Below are 25,236 nucleotides of genomic sequence, written 5' to 3'. Positions count from 1 at the left end.
ATGATCAGCTTTCCACGCTCCCTTGCGAGAACAGTACTTGCAGCCCGAGATGACTGAGAGTGCCGAATAATCAACGTTCCACCCATGAGCAACCAGCACCGGACGTACGCCGATGTACTGGCCCTGGACCACCAGACAATGCCTGGCGGCCTAGATGCTCCTTAGAAAGGAGGTGATCCAGCCGCACCTTCCGGTACGGCTACCTTGTTACGACTTCGTCCCAATCGCCAGTCCCACCTTCGACAGCTCCCTCCCCACAAGGGGGTTGGGCCACCGGCTTCGGGTGTTACCGACTTTCGTGACGTGACGGGCGGTGTGTACAAGGCCCGGGAACGTATTCACCGCAGCAATGCTGATCTGCGATTACTAGCAACTCCGACTTCATGGGGTCGAGTTGCAGACCCCAATCCGAACTGAGACAGGCTTTTTGAGATTCGCTCCGCCTCGCGGCATCGCAGCTCATTGTACCTGCCATTGTAGCACGTGTGCAGCCCAAGACATAAGGGGCATGATGACTTGACGTCGTCCCCACCTTCCTCCGAGTTGACCCCGGCAGTCTCCTGTGAGTCCCCATCACCCCGAAGGGCATGCTGGCAACACAGAACAAGGGTTGCGCTCGTTGCGGGACTTAACCCAACATCTCACGACACGAGCTGACGACAGCCATGCACCACCTGTACACCGACCACAAGGGGGGCACCATCTCTGATGCTTTCCGGCGTATGTCAAGCCTTGGTAAGGTTCTTCGCGTTGCGTCGAATTAAGCCACATGCTCCGCTGCTTGTGCGGGCCCCCGTCAATTCCTTTGAGTTTTAGCCTTGCGGCCGTACTCCCCAGGCGGGGAACTTAATGCGTTAGCTGCGGCACCGACGACGTGGAATGTCGCCAACACCTAGTTCCCACCGTTTACGGCGTGGACTACCAGGGTATCTAATCCTGTTCGCTCCCCACGCTTTCGCTCCTCAGCGTCAGTAATGGCCCAGAGATCCGCCTTCGCCACCGGTGTTCCTCCTGATATCTGCGCATTTCACCGCTACACCAGGAATTCCGATCTCCCCTACCACACTCTAGCCTGCCCGTATCGACTGCAGACCCGGGGTTAAGCCCCGGGCTTTCACAACCGACGCGACAAGCCGCCTACGAGCTCTTTACGCCCAATAATTCCGGACAACGCTTGCGCCCTACGTATTACCGCGGCTGCTGGCACGTAGTTAGCCGGCGCTTCTTCTGCAGGTACCGTCACTTTCGCTTCTTCCCTGCTGAAAGAGGTTTACAACCCGAAGGCCGTCATCCCTCACGCGGCGTCGCTGCATCAGGCTTTCGCCCATTGTGCAATATTCCCCACTGCTGCCTCCCGTAGGAGTCTGGGCCGTGTCTCAGTCCCAGTGTGGCCGGTCGCCCTCTCAGGCCGGCTACCCGTCGTCGCCTTGGTGAGCCACTACCTCACCAACAAGCTGATAGGCCGCGGGCTCATCCTTCACCGCCGGAGCTTTTAACCCCCACCCATGCAGGCAGGAGTGTTATCCGGTATTAGACCCCGTTTCCAGGGCTTGTCCCAGAGTGAAGGGCAGATTGCCCACGTGTTACTCACCCGTTCGCCACTAATCCACCCCGAAAGGCTTCATCGTTCGACTTGCATGTGTTAAGCACGCCGCCAGCGTTCGTCCTGAGCCAGGATCAAACTCTCCGTGAATGTTTTCCCGTAATCGGGACGACACCACGAGAGCGGAACAACCGGTCGGAATAGGACCGGTCGTTCACAGCGTCCTCGCTGATGCGCCTGCCCCCAAGAGGGACAGGACTTTTTCAAAGGAACCTCGTCCCAGCCGAATGGCTGGAGACGGGGTATCAACAAACTTGGCGTTGATTTTTGGCACGCTGTTGAGTTCTCAAGGAACGGACGCTTCCTTTGTACTCACCCGAGAGACTCTCTCAGGCTTTCCTCCGGGCAGTTTCCCTTCGGTCTTGCGTTTCCGACTCTATCAGACCGTTTCCCGATCCGATTTCCTCGGTGCTTTCCAGGTTTCCGCTTTCGCGTTTCCCTTTCCGGCGGTTCCGACTCTATCAGATCCTTTCGGGCCTGATTCCCAGTCAGTGGGGCTTGTCTTCGCGGCTGTTGGGCCGTTCCGACGTCCCAAACTTTAGCGGATCCTCTCGGCAGTTCCTAATCGGGCTGCCGGGCCCAAATCGAATTGAATTCGGGCACGCCGAATTCGACCCCGTTGGGAGATCGTGCTGGTGGTTTGGTTGCCGCTTTTGCGGCGGAGGTGCTGCCGCAGAACCGTTACGGCCCCGTGGCAACTCGAAGAACCTTACGTGTCGGGGAAGGGGGTGTCAACCTCCCCTGTCAAGATCTTTAATCGAGGTCGGTGAGCCTGCCGCCGGCATCCGGCTGGGCGTGCTCCACGCGGCGCAGGAGGCGGGTCAGGACCTCACCCAGGACACCGCGCTCGTCGGCGGAAAGGTCCTGGAGCAGGTCTTCCTCGAAGCCTGAGGCAAGGCGCATGACCTCCAGCCACTTCTCGCGACCCTCGTCGGTGAGCTCCACGATGACGCGTACGCGATTCGACTCGTCGCGCTCCCGGGTGACCAGCCCCTCCCCGACCATGCGGTCGATGCGGTGGGTCATCGCGGCCGGTGTCAGACCCAGCTGCTTGGCAAGGTCGCTCGGGCCCATGCGATAGGGGGCGCCGGAAACGACCAGGGCCTTGAGGACCTCCCACTCGGCGTTGCTGATGCCGAGCGCGGCGGTCTGGCGTCCGTAGGCGACGTTCATCCGGCGGTTGAGGCGGGAGAGGGCCGAGACGATCTTCTCGACCTGGGGGTCGAGGTCCTGGAACTCGCGCTGGTAAGCGGCGATCTGTTCGTCGAGTGTCGGCTCGCTGACGCCGGGGGTGTCGCCCATGGCGGCAGTATGGCACGGCCTCACTTGGCGTTGAAGTCCTTCGATGTGTACTGTTTAGATCCTAACTTTAGCTTCGAAGTCTTCAGGTCTGCATCCTTACGCATCCTGACGACCTCACGACCAAGGCAGGTGAAAGTGACCAGGGCGATGGGCGCAGCGATGCGCCGGATCCATGTGGGCAACGCACTCAGTGCGTTCGGGCTCGGCTTTACCGTCCCCTTCCTCTACGTCTATGTGGCGCAGGTGCGGGGACTCGGCTCCATGACGGCGGGCATCGTGCTCGCCGTCTTCGCCGTGGCCGCGCTCGTCGTGCTGCCGTTCGCCGGGCGGGCCATCGTCCGGCGCGGTCCGCTGCCGGTGCTGCTCACCGCCCTGCTCACCGCCTCCCTGGGAGCGCTGAGCCTCGGGCTCGCGAACAGTGCCACGACCGTGCTCCTTTCGGCGGCCGCGCTCGGTGCAGGCCAGGCCGTGATGCAGCCGGCGCTCGCGACGATGATCGTGGACTGCTCGTCGGCGGACACCCGGTCTCGTGCCTTCGCGACGCAGTTCTTCCTGCAGAACCTGGGACTCGGCGTCGGTGGTCTGATCGGCGGCCACATCGTCGACACGTCACGCGCGAGCTCGTTCACGCTGCTGTTCTCGATCGAGGCGGCGATGTTCCTGCTGCTGGTCGTGATCATGTCGACGGTACGGCTGCCGCACGCGCCGAAGGTCGAGGGTGCGCCGCAGGCCAAGGGCGGCAGCTGGAAGCAGCTGCTCGGCAACCGGGCCATGGTGCAGCTGTCCGTGCTGGGCTTCGTGCTGTTCTTCGCCTGCTACGGACAGTTCGAGTCGGGGCTCTCGGCGTACGGCGTCGAGGCGGCCGGGATCTCCACCTCGGCGCTCGGTACGGCGATGGCGGCGAACACCGCGATGATCGTGGTCGCGCAGTTCGCGGTGCTCAAGTTCGTCGAGCGCCGGAAGCGGTCGCGGGTGATCGCCGCGGTGGGGCTCATCTGGGCGGTCGCATGGCTCACGGCCGGTTACGCGGGCCTCGGGCACGGCAGCCAGACCATGGCCACCGCCGCGTTCATCTCGACGTACGCCCTCTTCGGTCTTGGCGAGTCCATGCTGTCGCCGACCATCGCGCCGCTGGTCGCCGACCTTGCGCCTTCGGGCATGGCGGGGCAGTACAACTCGGCCTTCGCCCTGGTGAAGCAGCTCGCGCTGGCGGTCGGTCCGGCGGTGGGCGGGCCGATGGGAGCCTCGCTGCACGGGCCGTACATCGTGACGTTCCTGCTCTTCTCGCTGGGCATCACCTACCTCGCGATACGGCTGGGCCGGCAGCTCACACCCGTACAGAATCAGCCGTCTCTCGCGCGGAGCCGGGTGGTCGCGCAGGGCGGGGCCACGGCGGAGCCGGTGCGGGCCGGGGCCTGACGGACGTACGACGGCCGCCACCACTTCTCGAAGTGGTGGCGGCCGTTTTCGCTTGTCGTCTTGTCGTCAGCGGATCCCGGTCACCAGGTTGGCCGCGAAAGGGAGGGTCGCGGTGCCGTCCGGGGCGGTGCGGTCCTTGAGGTGGGTGTGGACCGCGCGGCCTGCCTGTACGAGGGCTTCGTGGCCGCCGTGGTCGACGATGGCCTGGCCCCAGGGCACGGACGAGAGCTGGGCCGCGGCGTAGTCGGCAAGGGGCGGGAGGGCGATGCCGAAGGTGACCTCGTGGACGGTGACGTCGTGGAAGCCGGCCTCTTGGAGGGTGGTGGTGAGGCGCTCGGAGGTGCCGGAGAAGGCGGCTTCGTAGCTCGCGGCGACCTCTGGAACCCTCTCCGGAGCCACGTACTTCTTGACCGCTTCGTACTGGGCCACGAAGTACGGGATGAGCTTTCTGTCCGCCCAGGCGGTGGCCACGAAGCGGCCCTTGGGGCGTGTGACCCGGGCCGCCTCCGCGAGGGCCGCGGGCAGGTCGGGGAAGAACTGGACTCCCTGCTGGCAGACGACCGCGTCGAAGGTGGCGTCCTGGTAGGGGAGGTCGTCCGCGGAGGCCGCCGTGAACTCGATGTCCGGGTACATACGGGGTGCGTGTGTCTTGGCGACCCTGAGCATGCCCTCGTTGATGTCCGCGCCCGAGACGCGGCCGGTGGGGCCCACCCGGGCCGCTGCCGCGCGGGCCACGAAGCCGGTGCCGCAGGCGACGTCGAGGACCGTGGCGCCGGGCGAGAGGTTCGCGGCGTCCAGGATCGCCGCCACGAAGGGCGCCATGATCGGCGCGGCGTACTGCTCGTAACGCTCAGGCGCGCTGCCGCTGAGCTGAAAACCCGTTTCGTCTGCCATGGGTGAGCTACTAGCAGCGGATGGGGTGGGGGGCTAGGTGGCGCGCAGGGGTGGGTGCCGGGGGTGGGTTTTTCGCCCCCTCCGCCCCTACCCGTCCCGTTCCTGGGGGCTCCGCCCCCAGACCCCCGTATCGCGCTGACGCGCTCGTCCTCAAACGCCGGACGGGCTGACACCGGGCGTAGCCCGGAAGTGCGGGACGGGAAGGGGCGGAGGGGGCGAAAAAACACCCCTCGCTCACCCCTCGCCCCGCGGCAACGCGAACTCGCACCACACCGCCTTCCCCCCGCCCGGGGTACGCCGCGACCCCCAGCCGGAGGCGATCGTGGCGACGATGGCGATGCCGCGGCCGGCCTCGTCGGCGGGCTCGGCGTGGCGGCGGCGCGGGAGGTGGTCGTCGCCGTCGGTGACCTCGATGATCAGGCGGCGGTCGGTGCGGCGGAGGCGCAGACGCATGGGCGGGGTGCCGTGCTGGAGGGAGTTGGCGACGAGCTCGCTGGCGGCGAGGACGCCGAGGTCGTGCAGGTCGGAGGGAAAGCGCCAGCTCGTCAGGACGCCGGAGGCGAAGGCACGCGCGCGTGGAGCCGCTTCCACCCCGCCGAGCAGCTCCAGGGCGGCGTTGCGGAAGAGGTCGGCGTCCGGGCCCGTACGAGCGGGGTGCTGAAGGACCAGGACGGCCACGTCGTCGTCGTGGTCGGCGGTGACGCCCGCCGAGCGGACCAGGCGGTCGCAGACGACCTGGGGGGTGCCGGTGGCGCCGGCGAGGGCACGCTCCAGGGAGGCGATTCCCTCGTCGAGGTCCTCGTCGCGGCGCTCGACGAGGCCGTCGGTGTAGAGGACGGCCGTCGAGCCGGGGCCGAGCGGGATCGAGCCGGAGGCGTGCAGCCAGCCGCCGGTGCCGAGCGGCGGCCCGGTGGGTTCGTCGGCGCGCAGGACGGTGCCGCTCTCGTCGCGGACGAGGATCGGGAGGTGGCCCGCGGAGGCGTAGATCAGCCGTCCCTCGTTGGGGTCGTGGACGGCGTACACGCAGGTGGCGATCTGGTTGGCGTCGATCTCGGTGGCGAGGCCGTCGAGGAGTTGCAGGACCTCGTGCGGGGGCAGGTCGAGGCGGGCGTACGCGCGTACGGCGGTGCGCAGCTGGCCCATGACCGCCGCCGCGCGGACACCGCGGCCCATGACGTCGCCGATGACAAGTGCGGTGCGTCCGCCGCCGAGGGTGATCACGTCGTACCAGTCGCCGCCGACCGCGGCCTCCGTGCCGCCCGGCTGGTAGGTGGCCGCGATGCGCAGGTCGTCGGGCTCCTCCAGCTCCTGGGGGAGCAGGGAGCGCTGGAGGGTGACGGCGGTCTCGCGCTGGCTGCGCTCGCTGGCGCGGAGCCGTTCGGCGGCCTCGGCGTGGTCGGTGACGTCGGTCGCGAAGATGAGTACGCCGCCGCCCTGGCCTTCCGGGGAGGTGTCGACGGGGGTGCAGGTGAAGGTGTACGAGCGGCCGTTGGAGGTCTTGCGGGACTTGACCGTGCGGGACTTGGCGCTGCGCAGGACCTGGTCGAGGAGCGGGAGCAGGCCGAGTTCGTCCAGTTCGGGGAGGGCTTCGCGCGCGGGCTCGCCTGCCGGCCGGGCGCCGAAGGCCGCCGTGTAGGAGTCGTTGACGTACGCGACGCGGTGTTCGGGGCCGTGGACGAGGGCGACGAGGGCTGGGACGCGGTCGAGGACGTCGCGTACCGGCAGTTCGTCGACGGCGGGCACGGGCGGGGCGTCGTCGGTCAGCTGCTCGGCGCGGGCCGCCGGCACGGGAGCGCCTTCCCCTCGCCGGTCCGGGGAGACCGTGTGCTCGGTCCGCGCCGCGGTGCGGCGCTGCGTTCCGGGGAGCCGGGCGCTCCAACGCGTGAAGTTCACTGTGGGGAAGGCCTCGTGGGTTAGAAGGGCGAGCGGTGGGCCCGCCCAAGGTCGTGGACCAGTCTGGCCGACCGGACCGACATCCGTCAGACGCCGTCCTGACCGGTGGAGTTCCAGGGTCCGGTCAGGACGACCCCTTCGGGCCGAGCTTCGGGTCGAGAGGAGGCTTTCCACCGGCCGCGAGTTCGAACTCCGCGCGGGGATGTTCGAGTGAACCGAGAGAGACGATCTCCCTCTTGAAGAGTCCCGACAGGGTCCATTCGGCGAGCACACGGGCCTTGCGGTTGAAGGTAGGCACCCTGCTCAGGTGGTAGACGCGGTGCATGAACCAGGCAGGATAGCCCTTCAGCTTGCGCCCGTAGACGTGTGCGACGCCTTTGTGCAGCCCCAGGGACGCGACCGAACCGACGTACTTGTGGGAGTACGTTTCGAGCGGCTCGCCGCGCAGGGAGTGCGCGATGTTGTCGCCGAGGACCTTGGCCTGGCGTACCGCGTGCTGGGCGTTGGGCGCCGTGTCGGTGCCGGGTTCCATGGTGACGTCGGGGACGGCGGCGGCGTCTCCCGCGGCCCACGCGTGCGTGGCGCCGTCGACGGTCAGCTGGGGGGTGCACTTGAGCCGGCCGCGCTCGTTCAGGGGGAGATCGCTGGCGGCGAGGATCGGGTGCGGTTTCACTCCGGCGGTCCACACGACCGTACGGGTGGGGAAGCGGGCGCCGTCACTGAGGACGGCGATCCGGTCGGCGCAGGAGTCGAGGCGGGTCTCCAGGCGTACGTCGATGTTGCGGCGGCGCAGCTGGGTGACCGTGTACTTGCCCATCTCCTCGCCGACCTCGGGGAGGATGCGGTTGGAGGCCTCGACGAGGATCCACTTCATGTCCTCGGGCCGGATGTTGTGGTAGTAGCGCGCGGTGTAGCGGGCCATGTCCTCGAGTTCGCCCAGCGCCTCCACGCCCGCGTAACCGCCTCCTACGAAGACGAAGGTCAGGGCCGCGTCGCGGATCGCGGGGTCGCGGGTGGAGGAGGCGATGTCCATCTGCTCGATGACGTGGTTGCGCAGGCCGATGGCCTCCTCGACGGTCTTGAAGCCGATGGCGTACTCGGCGAGACCGGGGATCGGCAGGGTGCGCGAGATCGAGCCGGGGGCGAGGACGAGTTCGTCGTACGAGACCTGTTCCGCGCCCGCGCCCTCTTCCTCGGTGGCGAGGGTCGTGAGAGTGACGGTGCGCTTGGCGTGGTCGATCGACCGGGCCTCGCCGATGACGATCCTGCACTGGTCCAGCACCCGGCGGAGCGGGACGACCACGTGGCGCGGCGAGATGGAGCCCGCGGCGGCCTCGGGAAGAAACGGTTGATAAGTCATGTACGGGTCCGGGGAGAGGACCGTGATCTCGACTTCGCCCCGCTTAAGTTCGGCCTTCAACTTCCGTTGGAGGCGCAGAGCGGTGTACATCCCGACGTAGCCGCCGCCGACCATGAGAATGCGCGTACGTTCCTTCACCATCCCATGACGCACCTACCTCTGGAGTTTGTCCACAGCCCCGACAATTTGTGTGACCGGCCGCCGTCAACACGCGGGGGTGAGCGAATTTCCGGAACGCAGGAAAGACACGCAGGTCAGTGGGGGTGCATAGGGTGTCGGATGGGGGTGCAAACGGGACGTAAACGATCCATACTCCGATCGGGCGGCGCTCCGTGCGGAACCTGCCCCTTCTGAATTGACCCCCTCTCAACTATGTTCGTGTGTCGACGGGGTGTAGGGGGATGCGCTAGTCGAGTCCGTACGACGGACTCGTGCACACATGCTTGTTCCCGCACGCTCCGGCTGCCGATGGCGGGGAGAGTCTCCGGGGGGAGACGTCATTACCGGGGGAACACATATGCACATTCAGGAATCTCATTGGTCATCCGCGTCCGCCACCGCGTCCGGTGGCATGGTCGGCGCGGCAGCGGGCGGCGACGGCCGCGGTCCGGGCAACGGATCGCGTACGACGCCGCTGCGCGTGGACGCACAGCGCAATCTTGAGCACGTACTGCGCGCGGCTCGCGAGGTCTTCGGCGAGCTGGGGTACGGCGCACCGATGGAGGACGTGGCACGGCGCGCCCGGGTCGGTGTCGGCACGGTGTACCGGCGCTTCCCGAGCAAGGACGTCCTGGTCCGCCGGATAGCCGAGGAGGAGACCTCCCGGCTGACGGACCAGGCGCGCTCGGCGCTCGGGCAGGAGGACGAACCGTGGTCGGCGCTCTCGCGCTTCCTGCGCACGTCGGTGGCCTCGGGCGCGGGACGGCTGCTGCCGCCGCAGATACTGCGGGTCGGCGTCGCGGAGGACGGTACCGAGGCGGACGAGGCCCGGGTGCCGCAGCAGCGGTCCCAACTCGCTCCCGAGCTGCGGCTCGTCGAGCAGCGGTCGGCGCCCGCGGACGAGGTGCTGGTCGCGGCGGCGGACGACGCCGGTGCGGCGCAGCTGCTCGACGTGGTGGGACGGCTCGTCGAGCGGGCGCGTGCGGCGGGCGAGCTGCGGGCGGACGTGACCGTGGCGGACGTACTGCTGGTGATCGCGACGGCGGCGCCCTCGCTGCCGGACCCCGCCCAGCAGGCCGCGGCCTCGGCCCGGCTTCTCGACATCCTGCTGGAGGGGCTGCGCTCGCGCCCGGCGTGAGCGGATCCTCGAACACCGGACACAGAACACCGGACACCGGGCTTTCCTGGGCGCGGGTGCCGCATCACTCGCGTACCAGGTGCCACGGGCAACACTCCGGACATTTCAGGCATGGCGCCAACTCCCCACCGGGAGCCGTTCGTTGACTATTCCCCAAAAGAGTGACCGCTAGTGCTGTCGTATGGGAAGTCCCCACGGACGAGTGGTTGGTCCGTACTGGGGCGTCACGCCCGTGAAGCCTGTGGCAGTCTTGCCCGGTATTCGGGTCCGAGTGTGCAGGCGGGGGCTTTCCGCAATGAGCGTTGACGGTCGGGACGAGTCACTCGGTGACGGTGACGCGGACGGCGACACGGAAACCGGCGGGCTGCCGTCCAAGCAGGTACCCAGCCAGGGCGGACCGCAGGGCGGCACCCCGGGTGCCGCGCCCTCCGGTGCCTTGCCCGGCGCTTTGCCCTCCGGTGCCGCACCCTCAGCACCCGATCCCAGCGTCCCGCCGCAGCGCGACCGGTTCGACCGGCGGGAGGGCGGCGGTTTCCTGCCGCCTCCGGTCGATCTGCCGCCGTCCGACGCCGATCTGATCGAGCGGATGCGCGCGGGCGACGACACGGCGTACGAGGGGCTGTACCGGCGCCATGCCGAGGCCGTGCGCCGTTACGCCCGCACCTGCTGCCGGGACGCACACACCGCGGACGACCTCACGGCCGAGGTGTTCGCCCGCATGCTGCAGGCCGTACGCGGCGGCAGCGGCCCCGAGCACGCCGTACGCGCGTATCTGCTCACCACCGTCCGCCGGGTCGCCGCGAACTGGACGAAGACGGCAAAGCGGGAGCAACTGGTCGACGACTTCGCGGTGTTCGCCGCGCAGGCCGCCCGTGGCTCCGAGGTGTCCGACGACGACACGCTCGACCTCGGCGCGGATGTGCGCGCGATGCACGAGGCCGAACAGTCCATGGCCATGCAGGCGTTCCGGTCGCTGCCGGAGCGCTGGCAGGCCGTGCTGTGGCACACGGAGGTCGAGGACGAGTCGCCGAGCGAGGTCGCCACGCTCTTCGGGCTCGACGCCAACGGCACGCGGGTGCTGGCCAGTCGCGCCCGCGAGGGCCTCAAGCAGGCCTACCTCCAGGCGCATGTGAGCGCCACGCTCACCATGGACGGGGAGTGCGCGCGCTACGCCGACCGGCTCGGCGCCTACGCCCGCGGCGGGCTGCGTACGCGCGCCGAACGCGGGCTGCGCAAGCACTTGGAGGAGTGCGCCAAGTGCCGCCTCGCGGCGGGCCAGATCAAGGAAGTCGCCAGCGGGATCCCGGCGCTCGTGCCGATCGCGGTCATCGGCTGGTTCGGTGCCGCCGGGTACGCGAAGGTCGCCGCGCTCATCGCCGGTGGCGCCGGCGCGGGTGCGGCCGGAGCGGCGGGTGCCGCCTCCGCGGCGGCCGGCGGCTCCGGCGGAGCGAGCGCGGGTGGCGGCGCGGCGGCCTCGGAGGGGCTCGGCGCGCCGGTCAAGGCCGGTATCGCGGCGGGTGTCGTCGCGGTGGCCGCGACGGCGATCGCGCTCGCCCTGGCAGGCAACGAAGCCCCGCCCAAGAAGCCCGAGGCCAAGCCGGCCACCTCGCCCGCCGTCGAGGTACCGCTGCCGTCGCCCAATCCGCCGAAGAAGGACCCTGCGCCGAAGCCGCCGGCGATGGCACCCGCGCCGGCTCCGACACCGACCCCCACTCCGACGCCCAAGCCCACCCCGAAGCCCACACCCAAGCCATCGCCCACGCCGACGAAGCCGAAGCCCACGCCGACGCCCACCCCTACTCCGACCCCCACCCCCACCCCTAAGCCGACGCCGCCTCCGCCCGCGCCGGCCGTCTACCAGTGGAGCGAGCTGGACTACGGCGTCAACGGCGACGGCACCAAGCCCGAGATGCGGCTCGGCGAGAGCAGCTGGGTGTGGCAGCGCTACGGGGTGTCGATCGCGGACAAGCAGTACACGCACGGGGTGACCGTCCACGGCCGGTCCTCCGTCACCATCGACCTCAACCGCAGCTGCTCGGCGTACGACGCGGTCGTGGGCATCGACGACATGACGCTTGGCCTGGGCCAGGTGCGCTTCTCCGTGTACACAGACGGTTCACGCATGTGGCAGTCGCCGCTGATCAAGGGCGGCGACCCGGCGGTCCCCGTCCATGTCAACCTCACCGGCCGCAAGACCATCCGCCTCGTCGTCGAGCCCCACTCCGTCTTCGACACGACGGCGCTGGCGGACTGGGCGGAGTCGAAGTTCCTGTGCGAGTGAGCTCCCTCGCGCCACGGGGTTGTGTTCGTGCGCGAGTGACCACCTCAGCGCCGCGCTGCTACGAGGCGGCGGCGGGATGCTCCTTCAGCGCCTCGGCCAGGTCCCGCAGGGCGTCGTCCCTGCTGAAGTCCGTACCCGTGGCTCGCTCCGACTCGTAGCCGACGGGACCGAGGGCCGCGATCGCGGCGGCCTCCGTGCGCTCGGCCACCGCACACTCCATGGCGGGCCGGAGATGGCCGCCACGCCACCGCGTACCGACGCCGAGCAGACGGACCGCGCGCGGATGGTCGCCCAGCTCGGAGAGCAGGCCCGCGGCGCCCTCGACGAGACCCGCCAGCACCACATCGGCGCAGCGTCCGGCCACCGCGGCCAGCAGGGCGTCGGACAGCTTCCGCAGACCGCGCTCCTGGCCGCACTGGGCGGCCAGGACGAGCGCGTCGACCCCGTCCAGCGCCGCCACGAACTGCGGGGGCGGGGTACCACGGGCACTCTCCACGCGCGCCTGCTCACACAGTTCGCGGGCGTAGGCGAACTCCCCGTCGTCCAGGGCTATTTGGGCACGCAGCAGATGAACGAACGCGCGGGCGTCCGGCACCCCGTACCGATCGGACGCGTCACTCGCCTCGTCCAGAGCGGTCAGCGCCCGGGACCGTTCGCCCGCGCGGTAGGCGATCTCGGCCAGCCGCGCCAGGAGGAAGGGCGCCTCGGCGTACGCGCCCACCTCGTACGCGAGCCGCAGCGCCTCCGCGTACTCCCCTTTCGCCTCCTCGAAGAGACTGCGCGCCATGGCCGCCTCACCGGCCGCGCTGCACACCTGGGCCCGCATCCAGCGGTCGCCCACCCGTCGGCTGAGCACTCGCAGCTCCGCCAGGTCGTCGTCCACTCCCGGCATCCCGCCCGGGGCGTCGACGACCATGTGCGTACGGAACATCAGGGTGACGCCGATCTCCCACTCACCGCCGTACAGACGGCAGTTGGCGACCGCCGCGTCCATGGCGGGCCGCATGTCCTCCGCGCTGCTGCCCATGAAGTGGACGGTCATCGGCCAGATGATGCCCGGAATGCTCGCCGCCACCGGACCGCCCTTCGCGAAGACGGAACGCACACGCCCGATGTACTCCCGCATCCGCTCATCCCCATGCCGGGCCAGCGGGTCGGTCTCCACCGTCATGAACAGGTGCAGCATGCGCAGCCTCATCCGCATGCCGTACAGCGGGTGCCGTTCGTCGTGGTCGGAAGTGGGGGTGGCGAGGTAGGCCGCCACCGGGTCGACGGCTGCCAGATAGGCGAGGGGGGCGTCCCGGCCGGGGTCGCGCGAGGCACCCGGGTTGTCGCACCGACCGGGGCCGGACGGTGCGGCGCCGCCGGTGACCGTGCACAGCCGCAGCACCAGGTCCGTCCATTCCGCGCCCTCGCGGCGGAAGTTGCGCAGCCACCAGAACCAGCCCACGGCGAGGACGAGGGCACCGGCCTCCTCCTCGTCACGGGCGACGACGGCGCGGTAGAGGGCCGCCCGGATGTTGTCGAGCTCGGCCTCCAGGCGCCGGATCCAAGGCAGTTGCTCGGCGGAGCGCAGCAGCGGCTCGGCCTCCTCGACCAGCGCGCGCACCCAGGCGCGATGGCGCCGCTCGGCAGCGGCAAGCAGCTCGGGCACCTCGGCGGCGCGCTCGGCGGCGTATTCGTGGATCGTCTCCAGCATCCGGTACCGCATACCGCTGACGACACCCGCACGACCGTCGCTTCCCTCACCACCACCACTGCCACCACCACTGTCACCGCCATCACTGCCGTCGTACGGCGTCGCGACGACCAGGGACTTGTCGACCAGTGCTCCGATGAGGTCGGCGGCGGGCCCGGTGCACACGGCCTCCGCGGCCGCGAGGTCCCAGCCGCCCGCGAAGACGGACGCCTCGCGCAGCACGGTCCGCTCCCGCTCGTCGAGCAGGTCCCAGGACCAGTCGACGACGGCGCGCAGGGTCTGCTGGCGGGGCAGCACGGTGCGGCTTCCGGAGGTGAGGAGCCGGAAGCGGTCGTCGAGGCGGTCGGCGATCTGCCGGGCCGTGAGCATCCGCAGCCGCGCGGCGGCCAGCTCGATGGCCAGGGGCAGACCGTCGAGCCGCCGGCAGATCTCGTCCACCGCCGCGGAGTCGTGGAGCGCGGCGTCGGCGTCGGGACGTACGACCGAGGCCCGCTCCAGGAAGAGGCGGCGCGCCGGATCGGGCGGCAGGGGCTCGACCGGGCGCAGCAACTCGCCGGGCACGCCCAGGGGTTCACGGCTGGTGGCGAGGATCGTGAGCCCGGGGCAGCGCGTCAGGAGGGTTTCGGCGAGCTCGGCCGCGGCGCCGATGACGTGTTCGCAGTTGTCAAGGATCAGGAGCTCGCTGCGCTGGGCGCAGTACTCGACGAGCAGGGCGACCGGGTCGTACTGCTGGGGCGCCAGCTCGTTGGTGATCAGCACGGTTTCGCGCAGACCGAGGGCGCTGACCACGGCGCCGGGGACCGCTTCCGGCCGGTCCAGCGGGGCGAGTTCGACCAGCCACGCCTGCGGAAGCCCGGCGGCGGCTTCCTCGGCGAGGCGGGTCTTGCCCGAACCCCCCGGTCCGGTCAGAGTGACCAGTCGTGCCCTCTGCACATCCGAACGGATGGCGTCGATTTCGGGTTCCCGCCCCACGAAAGAGTTCAAACGCGGACGAATGTTGCCGTTACGTGCGGCGCGGGAGGAGTCCCTGGGTGCCGCGTCCTGAGCCGACGCGCCCCGCAACATCGGATCCGCACCTGTCCGAGGCCGCGCCCCATTCACCGACCGCGTCTTCCCCGACCAAGACCCGGACCCCGGTCTCCCCAGCTCAACCCCTTCCCCCTCCCCTCCCGCCTCCAACAACACCGCATGCAGGGCACGTAGTTCCGGACCCGGATCCGTGCCCAGTCCGTCCATCAGGGTGCGCCGTACCCCCTCGTACGCGGCCAGGGCGTGCGCGCCGCGGCCGGTCTCACGCAGGGCGCGGATGAGCAGTGCTTGCAGCGCTTCGTCGTACGGGTGAGCCTCCGTCAGCTCCTTCAACTCCGGTACGACGTCGCCGGCGCGGCCGAGTCGCAGGTCGGCCTCGACTCGGGTCCGGGTCGCCTCCAGGCGCAGGGCCTCCGGGCGGGTCGCGGCGGTGCGGTCCGGGAGGTCCGCGAGGGCGGGGCCCCGCCAGAGGGCGAGTGCGTCGCGCAGGTGGTCGGTGGCGGTCGCGGCGTCTTCGTGTGCGAGGGCGGACTTGCCCTTCCCCACGAGGTGTTCGAAGACGAACAGGTCGACGTCCTCCTTGGCGGCCCTCAGTCGGTAGCCGCCGGTCTCCGAGGTGACCGTGTCCTTCCCGACCGCCCGGCGCAGGCGGCCGACCAGGGCCTGCAGCGCGGCCGGGGCATCCTGCGGGGGCTCGTCCGCCCACACCTCGTCGATCAGCGTCTCCGGTGCAACCGTCCGGTCGGGGCGCTGGGCCAGGGCAGCGAGCAGCGCCCGTACCCGGGGGCCGCCCACAGCCACCAGGGCCCCCCGGTCGTCCTCCACCTGGGTGACCCCCAGAATCCCGTACCGCACCCACCCATTCTCCCCGCCCCCACCCCGCGGAGCACCGCCTTTCTCCGGCGAGCCCCCGAGGCACCCCGTCGCGAGCGGGCGAACAAGCTTCTTTCGCCCCCTCCGCCCCTACCCAACCCTTGCTCCTGGGGGCTCCGCCCCCAGACCCCCGCTCGCCCGAAGGGCTCGTCCTCAAACGCCGGACGGGCTGGGTGGTGCCGGAGGCGGTCCCTCCGAGGTTTGGGGAGCGGGTCTGGGGCGGAGCCCCAGAAACAAGGGACGGGTAGGGGCGGAGGGGGCGAAAAGCTCCTCAGCCGGCGCAAGCCGAGACGCCCCGCAGCCACCCACCGGCGGGAGGGGGCGTGCCGGTACGTCCAAAGCCCGTCGCGTACGTTCGCGTCACCGGACGCTTCCCTGCCCGGCCAACGTCTGATCCGGCGGCGACGGGCGGACGTACCGGCACGCCCCCGACCCACCCACCGAGCAGCAGACGAACCCCCGCTAACCGCGGCCAGCAGCCCCCGCCCCCAACGCCCGCCCCTGCGGCACAATCCCCGCAGGCACCGCCCGCTGCCGAGCCGGCGTCCCCGTCCAACAGGTCCCCCGCCGAGCCAGCAACCGCCGCAACCACAGCTCCAGGGAGACCAGGTCCGCCAGCCCGTCCAGGGGCAGCGGCTCCCCCTCCGCAGCCGCCCGCAGCGCCTTGCGGACGACGCGCGCCTCCACCAGCCCCGCCTGCGCCAGCAGAGGCGTGTCGAACAGAGCGATCAGGGAATCCGCGGCCACCCGCAGCCCCGTACGCGCGGCAGCCGCCGAGGACGCGTGCGAGGGCGCGCCCCACCCGGGCGGCAGATCCCCCACGCCGGCCCCCTCCAGCACCGTACGGAGGATCGCGGCCCGGGCACCGGGCTGAACCCGCAGCGCCTCCGGAAGGGCACGGCACGCGCGTACGACCTGGTTGTCCAGGAACGGCGCGTGCAGCCGCTGGAAGCGGATTTCGGCGGCCTGTTCAAGGACGCGCAGATCGGACGCGTGGCGCGCGAGAGCCGCACGCGCGCGGAAGTCGCCCGGCCGCTGGCCGGGACCGACCCCGGGCCGACCCGACGCAGCCCCCAGGCGAACCGATACTTCAGCAAGCGCCTCACCGGTCAGCCAGCGCGCCGCAGGCCCGGGCCTGGCCCAGGTGAGCGCGGCAAGCGAGGCTCCGACCGCCCCGCCCGGCTCCTCGAACCGCCGCTGCATCAGCCGGTCGGCGAGGACGTCGACCCCGGTCCGGTACGGCGTACGGGCGAGTTTGCGTGCCGCGCCGTACACGCGCGCGGGGACCATGACGGACCCGTCCGCCTTGGCCAGCGCGGCGACGGGCTTCACCAGGTGGCGGCGTTTGCGGTCCATCAACAGGTCGGCGAGCCGGGCGGGATGGGCGTCCAGGACCTGCCGGGCGCCGTACCCCGTGAAGTGGTCGGCGCTCCCGGAGGAGAGCCGCGCCCGGTGCCGGGCGGCGGTCACCAGCGAAGGCCCCGGCTCGTCGGTGAGCGGCCCGTCCAAGTCGGCGTAGGGAAGCGTCTCTTCGCCCCCGGTGACGACTACGTGGTGCAGCCGAGGATTCGCGGCCAGGGAGCCCGCCCGCTCCAGCTCGGACTCCCGCCCGCTGACGGCGAGGTCGTTGAAAGTGACCGCAAGGAGACGCTCACCGGCCCCGGTGCCATGCCCGAGTACCGTCCCGGGCGCCCCCGGCAACCCCGCCGCGAGCAGCGCCAGCGTCCCCGAGGCGGGCCCTCCGGAGAGGTCGGCGCCGATCCCCGGAACGGGCATCCCGCGCGCGGCCCGCCGCTCGGCGGGCCCCATCCCGGGTACGGGCCCGGGGTCCACATCGGTGCCCGGCACATGCCGGGGCGCGGCGAGACGGGCGCGTACGGCCTCTACGAGGGCGTCGCGCACGGCGTCCACCGCGCTGGTGGGATCGGCCGAGGGGGTGGCGACGGCGAGGGAGGCGGTCTGCTCGTAGCTTGCGATCTCGCGCGCCCCGGTGCGCAGGATCAGCGCGTGCCCCGGCGGAATGCGCCGTACGCCCTCGTACGGGGTCGAGTCGTGCACCGCGGCCGGTACGTCGGGGGCGGCGAGCAGCGCGGCCAGGTGCCCGAAGTCGAGGTTGGCCTCGATGAGGTCGGCGAGGGGCAGGGCGGCGGTCGCATACGCCGTACCGCCCGCCCAGGGGGTGTAGAAAACGGGCCGCGCGCCCGCGAGGTCGCCCGCGACCATGAGGCGACGGCCGACCTGGACGACGGCGGTGTAACTGCCGGACCAGGCGGTGAGATGGCGAAGTGCCCCTCCGCGCGCGGCGAACAGTCCCACTCGCAACTCTTCGTCGGAGGCTCCGCAGATGCCGAGTACGGCCATCCGGTTCTGCTCGTCGGCCTTCACAACGCGCACCTCGTCGGGACGCCAGTCGCCGACGGCCCAGAGCGGATCGGGGTCACCCCACAGGAGTTGGGAACCCACCGGGTGAACGGTCTCCCCGTCGCTGCCCGTTGCGCCCGCCGAGCCGATCTCAGGCGCTCTGGCGGCGGTACTGCTCCACCCCACCAACCACCGCATCGCCGCCTCCACAGGCTGTGGACAACCAGTGCACCGTACGAACTGGGCACCATGCTGCCACGAAGGAGGCACACCGGAGGGCACCTGGGGCGGCTTGCGCTCCCTGAAGTGCGCCCCACCGGGGCTTTACCAGCGCGTCACCGGCGATGGAACGGCGACGCACCGACGACGGACCAAGAACCAACCACCGACGAATCTGCGACGTGAATGCGCCCCCGATACGCTCCCCAAAAACACCCCGCGCGCCCTCAAGTGACGTGGTAGGAGCGCTAATTGCCCGCAAAGACCACCGTCGATTTTCGGCCAAATCGACTTTTGGCGGGCAGGCGCGCACACGCTCCGTACAGGCCTTCCGCACCACTCGGCCAACGCACAGTCCGGGAGGCGGAGTTCGCCTCCCGGACCGGTCCGCCGCCCGCGGGGATGTAGGCGGCGGTGTCCCCCAGCCCACTGGATCCAGTACAGCGGGCCGACCCACGCACCATCCATGGAAGCGCTCCCCCGGTGGCCGGAGAAGAGCGCACGGACGGGCGCACGGCCACACAACGGGAGCACACCGCAACCGTCCGTACTGTCGTACGGACCACAATCCCGCCATCCGGAACTATGCCTCTTAACGCTTGGGATGCAGCGAACTACGCTGGGTTTACGAATGCCGCGTGGTTATGCCAGCGCGGCAGCCGTCTGTGTCGAGGGGTGGCGCATGTCCAGGGAGCAACGCGGGCCGAACGAAAAACTCGGCACCGTTCTCGCCCTCGCGGGAATCAGCAACGCAGGACTCGCGCGTCGCGTCAACGATCTTGGCGCTCAACGCGGGTTGACTCTTCGCTACGACAAGACGTCGGTGGCGCGCTGGGTGTCGAAGGGAATGGTGCCCCAAGGTGCCGCGCCGCACCTCATCGCGGCCGCGATCGGCCAGAAGCTCGGCCGCCCGGTGCCGCTCCACGAGATCGGCCTGGCGGACGCGGATCCCGCGCCGGAGGTGGGCCTCGCATTCCCCCGTGACGTCGGGCAGGCGGTGCGGTCGGCGACAGAGCTGTACCGCCTCGACCTCGCCGGGCGCCGGGCCGGCGGCGGTGGCATCTGGCAGTCGCTGGCCGGATCGTTCGCAGTGAGCGCTTACGCAACTCCCGCTTCGCGATGGCTGATAACCCCGGCCGACAGCTCGGTGGCGCGCGAGGTGAGCCCCGGTGAGGGCTCCGGAGCACCGCAGAAAGTCGGCCACAGCGATGTGCTGAAGCTGCGCGAGGCAGCAGAGGACGCCAGGCGCTGGGACTCCAAGTACGGGGGCGGTGACTGGCGTTCGTCCATGGTGCCCGAGTGCCTGCGGGTGGAGGCGGCGCCGCTGCTGCTCGGCTCGTACTCCGACGAGGTCGGAAGAGCCCTCTTCGGGGCGTCGGCCGAACTCACCCGCCTGGCCGGATGGATGGCCTTCGACACCGGCCAGCAGGAGGCGGCCCAGCGCTACTACATCCAGGCTCTGCGCCTGGCCCGGGCCGCCGCCGACGTGCCCCTGGGCGGCTATGTGCTGGCCTCCATGTCCCTCCAGGCCACCTACCGGGGCTTCGGCGACGAGGGCGTCGACCTCGCCCAGGCCGCCCTGGAACGCAACCGCGGCCTCGCCACCGCCCGCAACATGAGCTTCTTCCGCCTCGTCGAGGCACGCGCCCACGCGCGCGCCGGTGACGCCCACGCGGCCGGCGCCTCCCTGCGGGCCGCCGAGGGCTGGCTCGAGCGGGCCCGCGACGGCGACAACGACCCGTCCTGGCTCGGCTTCTACTCGTACGACCGTTTCGCCGCCGACGCGGCCGAGTGCTACCGCGACCTGAAGGCGCCGCGCCAGGTGCGCCGCTTCACCGAGCAGGCGCTGTCGCAGCCGACCGAGGAGTTCGTACGGTCCCACGGTCTGCGTCTGGTGGTCTCGGCGGTCGCCGAGCTGGAGTCGGGCAACCTGGACGCGGCCTGCGCGCAGGGCGTCCGGGCGGTGGAGGTGGCCGGGCGGATCTCCTCCGCGCGCACCACGGAGTACGTGAAGGATCTTCTGCACCGGCTGGAGCCGTACGGGGACGAGCCTCGCGTGGTCGAGCTGCGGGAGCGGGCGCGGCCGCTGCTCATGGCTCCTGCGTAGGCGCTCCGCTTGTGTGGGCGGGTCTCGGAGCGTCTGCCTGGTCAGCGCCGCATTGGGAGTGCGGGTGAGCCGTGGCTGGTCGCGCAGTTCCCCGCGCCCCTAACTGCCCCTGCGGGGCATCCGGGGCGCCCGGGGCCCTCTCCCGGGTTTGAGGGCGTTGTCAGTGGCGCAGTGCACTCTTGAAGCCGGGAGGTGGTGCGGGTGGGGATCGGGTACGACTGCGATGTGCTGGTGATCGGTGGCGGGATCGTCGGGCTGTCGACGGCGTATGCGATCACGCGTGCCGCGCCGGGTACACGGGTGACGGTGCTGGAGAAGGAGCGGGCGCCGGCCCGCCACCAGACGGGGCGCAACAGCGGGGTGATCCACAGCGGGATCTACTACCGCCCGGACTCCCTGAAAGCCCGGTACGCGGTGCGGGGCGCCGCCGAGATGGTCAAGTTCTGCATGGAGTACGACATCGCGCACGCCGTCACCGGCAAGCTGATCGTCGCGACCGAGAAGGCCGAGCTGCCCCGGCTGCACGGACTGGTCCAGCGCGGCCGGGAGAACGGCATTCCGGTACGGGAGCTGGGGCCCGCCCAGATAGCGGAGTACGAGCCCGAGGTGCGCGGGCTCGCCGCCATCCATGTCGGCACGACCGGGATCTGCGACTTCGTCGCGGTGACCCGGCAGCTCGCGGAGTCCTCCGGGGCGGAGATCCGGTACGGGGCCGATGTCGTCCGTATCGACCGGCGGCCCGGGCTCGGGGTCGCCGTCCTCACGGCCGACGGGACGGTCGTTCGCGGGCGCGTGCTGGTCAACTGCGCGGGGCTGCACTGCGACGAGATCGCCCGGCTCGCGGGGGACGATCCCGGGATGCGGATCGTGCCCTTCCGCGGCGAGTACTACACGCTCGCGCGGCCGGAGCTCGTCCGCGGGCTGGTCTACCCCGTGCCCGACCCGGCGTTCCCCTTCCTCGGGGTGCATCTCACCCGGGGGGTCGACGGGGGTGTGCACATCGGGCCGAACGCGGTGCCCGCGCTGGCCCGGGAGGGGTACGGGTGGGGTGTCGTACGGCCCCGGGAGCTGGGCGCGACGCTGGCGTGGCCCGGGGCCTGGCGGATGGCGGGGCGGCATTGGCGGTACGGGGTGGGGGAGCTGCGGCGGTCTGTGTCCAAGCCGGCGTTCACGGGGGCCGTGCGGCGGCTGTTGCCCGCGGTGACGGCGGGCGACCTGGTGCCCGCGCGTGCCGGGGTCCGGGCGCAGGCGGTGCTCCGTGACGGGGCCCTCGTGGACGACTTCCTCATCCGGGAGGGGCCCCGGACGGTGCATGTGCTGAACGCGCCTTCGCCTGCGGCGACGGCTTCGCTGCCGATCGGGCGGGAGATTGCGCGGAGGGCGTTGGCTGCGCTGGCCGGGGCATGAGGTTTTTCGCCCCCTCCGCCCCTACCCGTCCCTTGCTCCTGGGGGCTGCCGCCCCCAGACCCCCGCATCGCGCTGACGCGCTCGTCCTCAAACGCCGGACGGGCTGAAACCGGGCGTAGCCCGGAAGCAGGGACGGGCAGGGGCGGAGGGGGCGAAAAACCCACCCCACACCGGCCCCCACCCGCCTCGCCTAAAATCGACCCCACTGTGTCTGAGCCCAATAACTCTCCCGAAGCCCTCCAGCCCCCCACCACCCCCCGCCCCAAGGGCGAGCCCCGTTTCCCCGACGGTCCGAAGCCCGACCCCGCCGGGTCCCACTTCGAGCGGCGGATTCGGAGTTTTCAGCCGCGGCGGAGCCGGGTGACGACCGGGCAGGCGGACGCGTTGCAGCGGCTGTGGCCCAAGTGGGGGCTGGACATCGACGGGCAGCGGAAGCTGGACCTCGCCGAGCTGTTCGGCGGCGATCGTCCCGTCGTGCTCGAGATCGGGTTCGGCATGGGCGAGGCCACCGCACAGATGGCGGCCGAGGACCCGGAGACGGGGATTCTGGCCGTCGACGTGCACACCCCCGGCCAGGGCAACCTGCTCAATCTCGCGGAGCAGAACGGGCTGTCCAACATCCGGGTGGCCAACGGCGACGCGATCATCCTGCTCAGGGAGATGCTCACGCCGGACTCCCTGAGCGGCCTGCGCGTGTACTTCCCGGACCCCTGGCCAAAGAAGCGGCACCACAAACGACGGCTGATCCAGCCGGAGTTCCTCAGCCTCGCCGCGGCCCGCCTCAGGCCGGACGCCCTCGTGCACTGCGCGACCGACTGGGAACCGTACGCCGAACAGATGCTCGAAGTGCTGAGCGCGCACCCGGACTTCGAGAACACCCGGCCCGAGGGCGGTTACGCGCCACGTCCGACGTTCCGGCCGCTGACCCGTTTCGAGGGCCAGGGACTGGACAAGGGCCATGTGGTGAACGACCTTCTGTTCCGGCGCGTACAGCACCGGGAGCAGCAATCCGTCGGCGACTGAGCCCGGAAGACGGCACCAGGCACTACGCACCGTCGCGGGCAGCGCCCCTCCCTCGTTAGGGTCGATGCCGTGGCCACCTGCCCTCCGTACCCGACGCACCCCACCGGCCCGGCCGAAGGTGCACCGCGGCGGCATGCGCACTGGTGGCAGAGAAAGTGGGTGCGGTACGGCGCGCTGGTCACCCTGCTCGCGATCTCCGGGCTCGTGATCCTGGCCCTGGTCCGCCGGCAGACCGGCACTGAGGGCTTCCTGGTCGGCCTCGGCCTCGCGGTGTTCCCCGTCCCACTCCTCGTCGCCGCGTTCCGCTGGCTGGACCGCGTGGAACCGGGCCCCTGGCGGAACCTGCTCTTCGCCTTCGCCTGGGGCGCGTGCGCGGCCGCGCTCATAGCGATCGTCGCCAACAGTTTCGCGACCAGATGGATAGCGACCGCGACCGCCGACCCGACCAGCGCCGACACCCTCGGCGCGACCGTCATAGCGCCCATCGTGGAGGAGTCCGCGAAGGCGGCGGCCGTCCTGCTGGTCTTCCTCTTCCGCAGGCGGGACTTCACCGGGATCGTCGACGGGGTCGTCATCGCCGGGGTCACCGCCACCGGCTTCGCCTTCACCGAGAACATCCTCTATCTCGGCACCGCCTTCGGCACCGACCAGCTCAGCGGCGACAGCGGGCTGACATCCGTCACGGCCGCGACCTTCTTCGTGCGCGTGGTGATGTCCCCCTTCGCGCACCCGCTGTTCACGGTCCTGACCGGCATCGGCTTCGGCATCGCGGCCCTGTCCGCCGAACGCCACCATGTGCGCCGCGTCCTGCTGCCCCTGGCCGGACTCGTGCTCGCCATGGGCATGCACGCCATGTGGAACGGCTCGTCGAGCTTCGGGGAGCTCGGGTTCTTCGCGGTGTACGCCACGTTCATGGTGCCCGCGTTCGCGCTGCTGACTTGGCTGGTCGTCTGGACCCGGCAGCGGGAACTGCGCACGGTGCGTGCGGAACTGCCCGCCTACGCCACCGCCGGGTGGCTGTCCGCGTCCGAGCCGTACGTGCTCGGCTCGATGCACGCGCGCCGGCTCGCCCGCCAGTACGCCGCCCGCCACCTGGGAGGCAGGCCCGCCGCCCGCTCCGTCGCCGAGTACGAGGCGTACGCGACCTCGCTCGCCTTCCTGCGGCACCGGGCTCGCGACGGCCGCGCGGGCGCCGACTTCCTCGTACGGGAACGGAAGTTGCTCCACGAGCTGTGGCTCCGCCGGGATGCCGCGCGCCCGGCCCTGGCGTACGCGGCCAGGGCGACGGCTCCGGTTCCGGTGGTTCCGGTGCCCCCGCCCTGGCCGACGTACGGCTACCCGCCCACGTACGGCCAGCCCCACCCGGGGCCGTACGGGACCGCGGCGCCGTACCCCGCGTACAACCCGTATCGCTCGTAGAACCCTCGATCGATCCCTCGCGGGCGACGGTTAAGCCGACGCCTCAGTCAGCCTGCCCAGCTCCGCGTCCGTGAGGACGAGGTCCGCCACCCCCACAAGGGCCGGAAGCTGCTCGACCACCCGTGCCGAGGCGATCGGTGCCGCGACCGTCGGCTGGGCGGCGAGCCAGGCCAGGGCGACCGTGGCGACCGGGACGTCGTGGGCCTGGGCGGCCTCGTCGAGGGCGGCCAGCACGCGAAGGCCCCGCTCGGTCTCCAGGTGCTTGCCCGCGCCCGCCGCACGCGGGGAGTCGACCGTCGTACCCGGCCGGTACTTGCCGGTGAGGAAGCCGGACGCGAGGGCGAAGTACGGGACGGCAGCGAGGCCCGAGCGGGAGGCGATGTCGCGCAGCGGGCCCTCGTAGGTGTCGCGCGAGACGAGGTTGTAGTGCGGCTGGAGGGCGACGTAGCGGGCGAGGCCCTCGCGGTCGGAGAAGTCGAGGGACTCCTGGAGCCGCTCGGGCGAGATGTTGGAGGCCGCGATGTGGCGCACCTTGCCCGCCTTCACCAGCTCGTCGAGCGCGCCGATGATCTCCTCGACCGGCACCTCGGGCTTGTCGAAGTGCGTGAAGTAGAGGTCGATGTAGTCGGTGCCCAGGCGGTGCAGGGACGCGTCGGCCGCGGCCTTGATGTTGGCGCCGGACAGCCCCGGGTACTCGGGGTGCTGGCTGACCTTGGTGGCGATCACGACGTCGGCCCGGTTGCCGCGCGCCTTGACCCACTTGCCGATGATGGTCTCGGACTCGCCGCCCTTGTTGCCGTCGATCCACGCCGAGTACGAGTCGGCCGTGTCGAGGAAGTTGCCGCCCGCGGCGGCGTACGCGTCGAGGACGGCGAAGGACCGGGTCTCGTCTGCGGTCCAGCCGAAGACGTTGCCGCCGAGGGCGAGCGGGAAGACCTCGAGGCCGGACGAGCCAAGCTTGCGAAGAGAAGTCATGCTCGATCTCAACGCCACCAGCGGATGGCTGTATTCCGCACATACCTGACCGGCAGCCCTGACGTCGGGGGGTGT

At 70.6% G+C, this 25,236-nt stretch carries 14 protein-coding genes and 1 rRNA gene; 7 read left to right on the top strand and 8 right to left on the bottom strand.

Annotated elements, in window-relative coordinates:
* Window positions 1-165 precede the first annotated feature (165 nt).
* Window positions 166-1,693: ribosomal RNA gene (locus OG266_RS23455) — 16S ribosomal RNA — on the bottom strand.
* Between the two features lie 663 nt (window positions 1,694-2,356).
* A complete protein-coding gene (locus tag OG266_RS23450) occupies window positions 2,357-2,905 on the bottom strand; it encodes a MarR family winged helix-turn-helix transcriptional regulator (RefSeq protein ID WP_266459156.1) in 549 nt (182 codons plus the stop codon).
* Between the two features lie 147 nt (window positions 2,906-3,052).
* Between OG266_RS23450 and OG266_RS23445 the strand changes: the two genes are divergently transcribed.
* A complete protein-coding gene (locus OG266_RS23445) occupies window positions 3,053-4,324 on the top strand; it encodes an MFS transporter (protein ID WP_371552920.1) in 1,272 nt (423 codons plus the stop codon).
* Window positions 4,325-4,390: 66 nt separating this feature from the next.
* Here OG266_RS23445 and OG266_RS23440 read toward each other — a convergent pair whose 3' ends face one another.
* From OG266_RS23440 to OG266_RS23430, 3 genes are all read right to left on the bottom strand, one after another.
* Entirely contained in the window at window positions 4,391-5,218 is an 828-nt protein-coding gene (locus OG266_RS23440; RefSeq protein ID WP_371548231.1) for a class I SAM-dependent methyltransferase, read from the bottom strand.
* 234 nt (window positions 5,219-5,452) lie between these two features.
* Window positions 5,453-7,111, bottom strand: coding sequence for a SpoIIE family protein phosphatase (locus OG266_RS23435; RefSeq protein ID WP_266459152.1), 1,659 nt, complete (start codon window positions 7,109-7,111; stop codon window positions 5,453-5,455).
* Window positions 7,112-7,235: 124 nt separating this feature from the next.
* On the bottom strand, window positions 7,236-8,612 hold the full coding sequence (locus OG266_RS23430) for an NAD(P)/FAD-dependent oxidoreductase (RefSeq protein ID WP_371548228.1): 1,377 nt from the start codon (window positions 8,610-8,612) through the stop codon (window positions 7,236-7,238).
* A 376-nt stretch (window positions 8,613-8,988) separates the two neighbouring features.
* Between OG266_RS23430 and OG266_RS23425 the strand changes: the two genes are divergently transcribed.
* A complete protein-coding gene (locus OG266_RS23425; protein WP_266459148.1) occupies window positions 8,989-9,768 on the top strand; it encodes a TetR/AcrR family transcriptional regulator in 780 nt (259 codons plus the stop codon).
* Window positions 9,769-10,063: 295 nt separating this feature from the next.
* Entirely contained in the window at window positions 10,064-12,049 is a 1,986-nt protein-coding gene (locus OG266_RS23420; RefSeq protein ID WP_371548226.1) for a sigma-70 family RNA polymerase sigma factor, read from the top strand.
* Between the two features lie 58 nt (window positions 12,050-12,107).
* Here the strand turns inward: OG266_RS23420 and OG266_RS23415 are convergent, their stop codons facing one another.
* Window positions 12,108-15,632 carry a BTAD domain-containing putative transcriptional regulator gene (locus OG266_RS23415; RefSeq protein ID WP_371548224.1) on the bottom strand — a complete coding sequence of 1,175 codons (3,525 nt, stop codon included), beginning with the start codon at window positions 15,630-15,632 and terminating at the stop codon, window positions 12,108-12,110.
* 480 nt (window positions 15,633-16,112) lie between these two features.
* Entirely contained in the window at window positions 16,113-18,209 is a 2,097-nt protein-coding gene (locus tag OG266_RS23410) for an asparagine synthase-related protein (protein WP_371548223.1), read from the bottom strand.
* A gap of 703 nt (window positions 18,210-18,912) precedes the next feature.
* Here OG266_RS23410 and OG266_RS23405 point away from each other — a divergent pair.
* The 4 genes from OG266_RS23405 (at window position 18,913) to OG266_RS23390 (ending at window position 24,186) form a co-directional block, all read left to right on the top strand.
* Complete coding sequence (locus OG266_RS23405) at window positions 18,913-20,337, top strand: MFS transporter (RefSeq protein ID WP_266459137.1); 1,425 nt, start codon at window positions 18,913-18,915, stop codon at window positions 20,335-20,337.
* Window positions 20,338-20,529: 192 nt separating this feature from the next.
* Window positions 20,530-21,744: an L-2-hydroxyglutarate oxidase gene (gene lhgO / locus OG266_RS23400; RefSeq protein WP_371548221.1), complete on the top strand. Its 1,215-nt coding sequence runs from the start codon at window positions 20,530-20,532 to the stop codon at window positions 21,742-21,744.
* Window positions 21,745-21,951: 207 nt separating this feature from the next.
* Window positions 21,952-22,767: a tRNA (guanosine(46)-N7)-methyltransferase TrmB gene (trmB, locus tag OG266_RS23395; protein ID WP_266459131.1), complete on the top strand. Its 816-nt coding sequence runs from the start codon at window positions 21,952-21,954 to the stop codon at window positions 22,765-22,767.
* Window positions 22,768-22,836: 69 nt separating this feature from the next.
* Window positions 22,837-24,186, top strand: a complete 1,350-nt coding sequence (locus OG266_RS23390) for a PrsW family intramembrane metalloprotease (protein WP_371548219.1) — start codon at window positions 22,837-22,839, stop codon at window positions 24,184-24,186.
* A gap of 30 nt (window positions 24,187-24,216) precedes the next feature.
* Here the strand turns inward: OG266_RS23390 and OG266_RS23385 are convergent, their stop codons facing one another.
* Window positions 24,217-25,161: an aldo/keto reductase gene (locus OG266_RS23385; protein ID WP_371548217.1), complete on the bottom strand. Its 945-nt coding sequence runs from the start codon at window positions 25,159-25,161 to the stop codon at window positions 24,217-24,219.
* Window positions 25,162-25,236: the final 75 nt, after the last annotated feature.

Source organism: Streptomyces sp. NBC_00554, assembly GCF_041431135.1.
Lineage (GTDB): Bacteria > Actinomycetota > Actinomycetes > Streptomycetales > Streptomycetaceae > Streptomyces.
The sequence above is the reverse complement of the archived record's forward strand: the minus strand, read 5'-3'. Positions and strand labels throughout refer to the sequence as shown.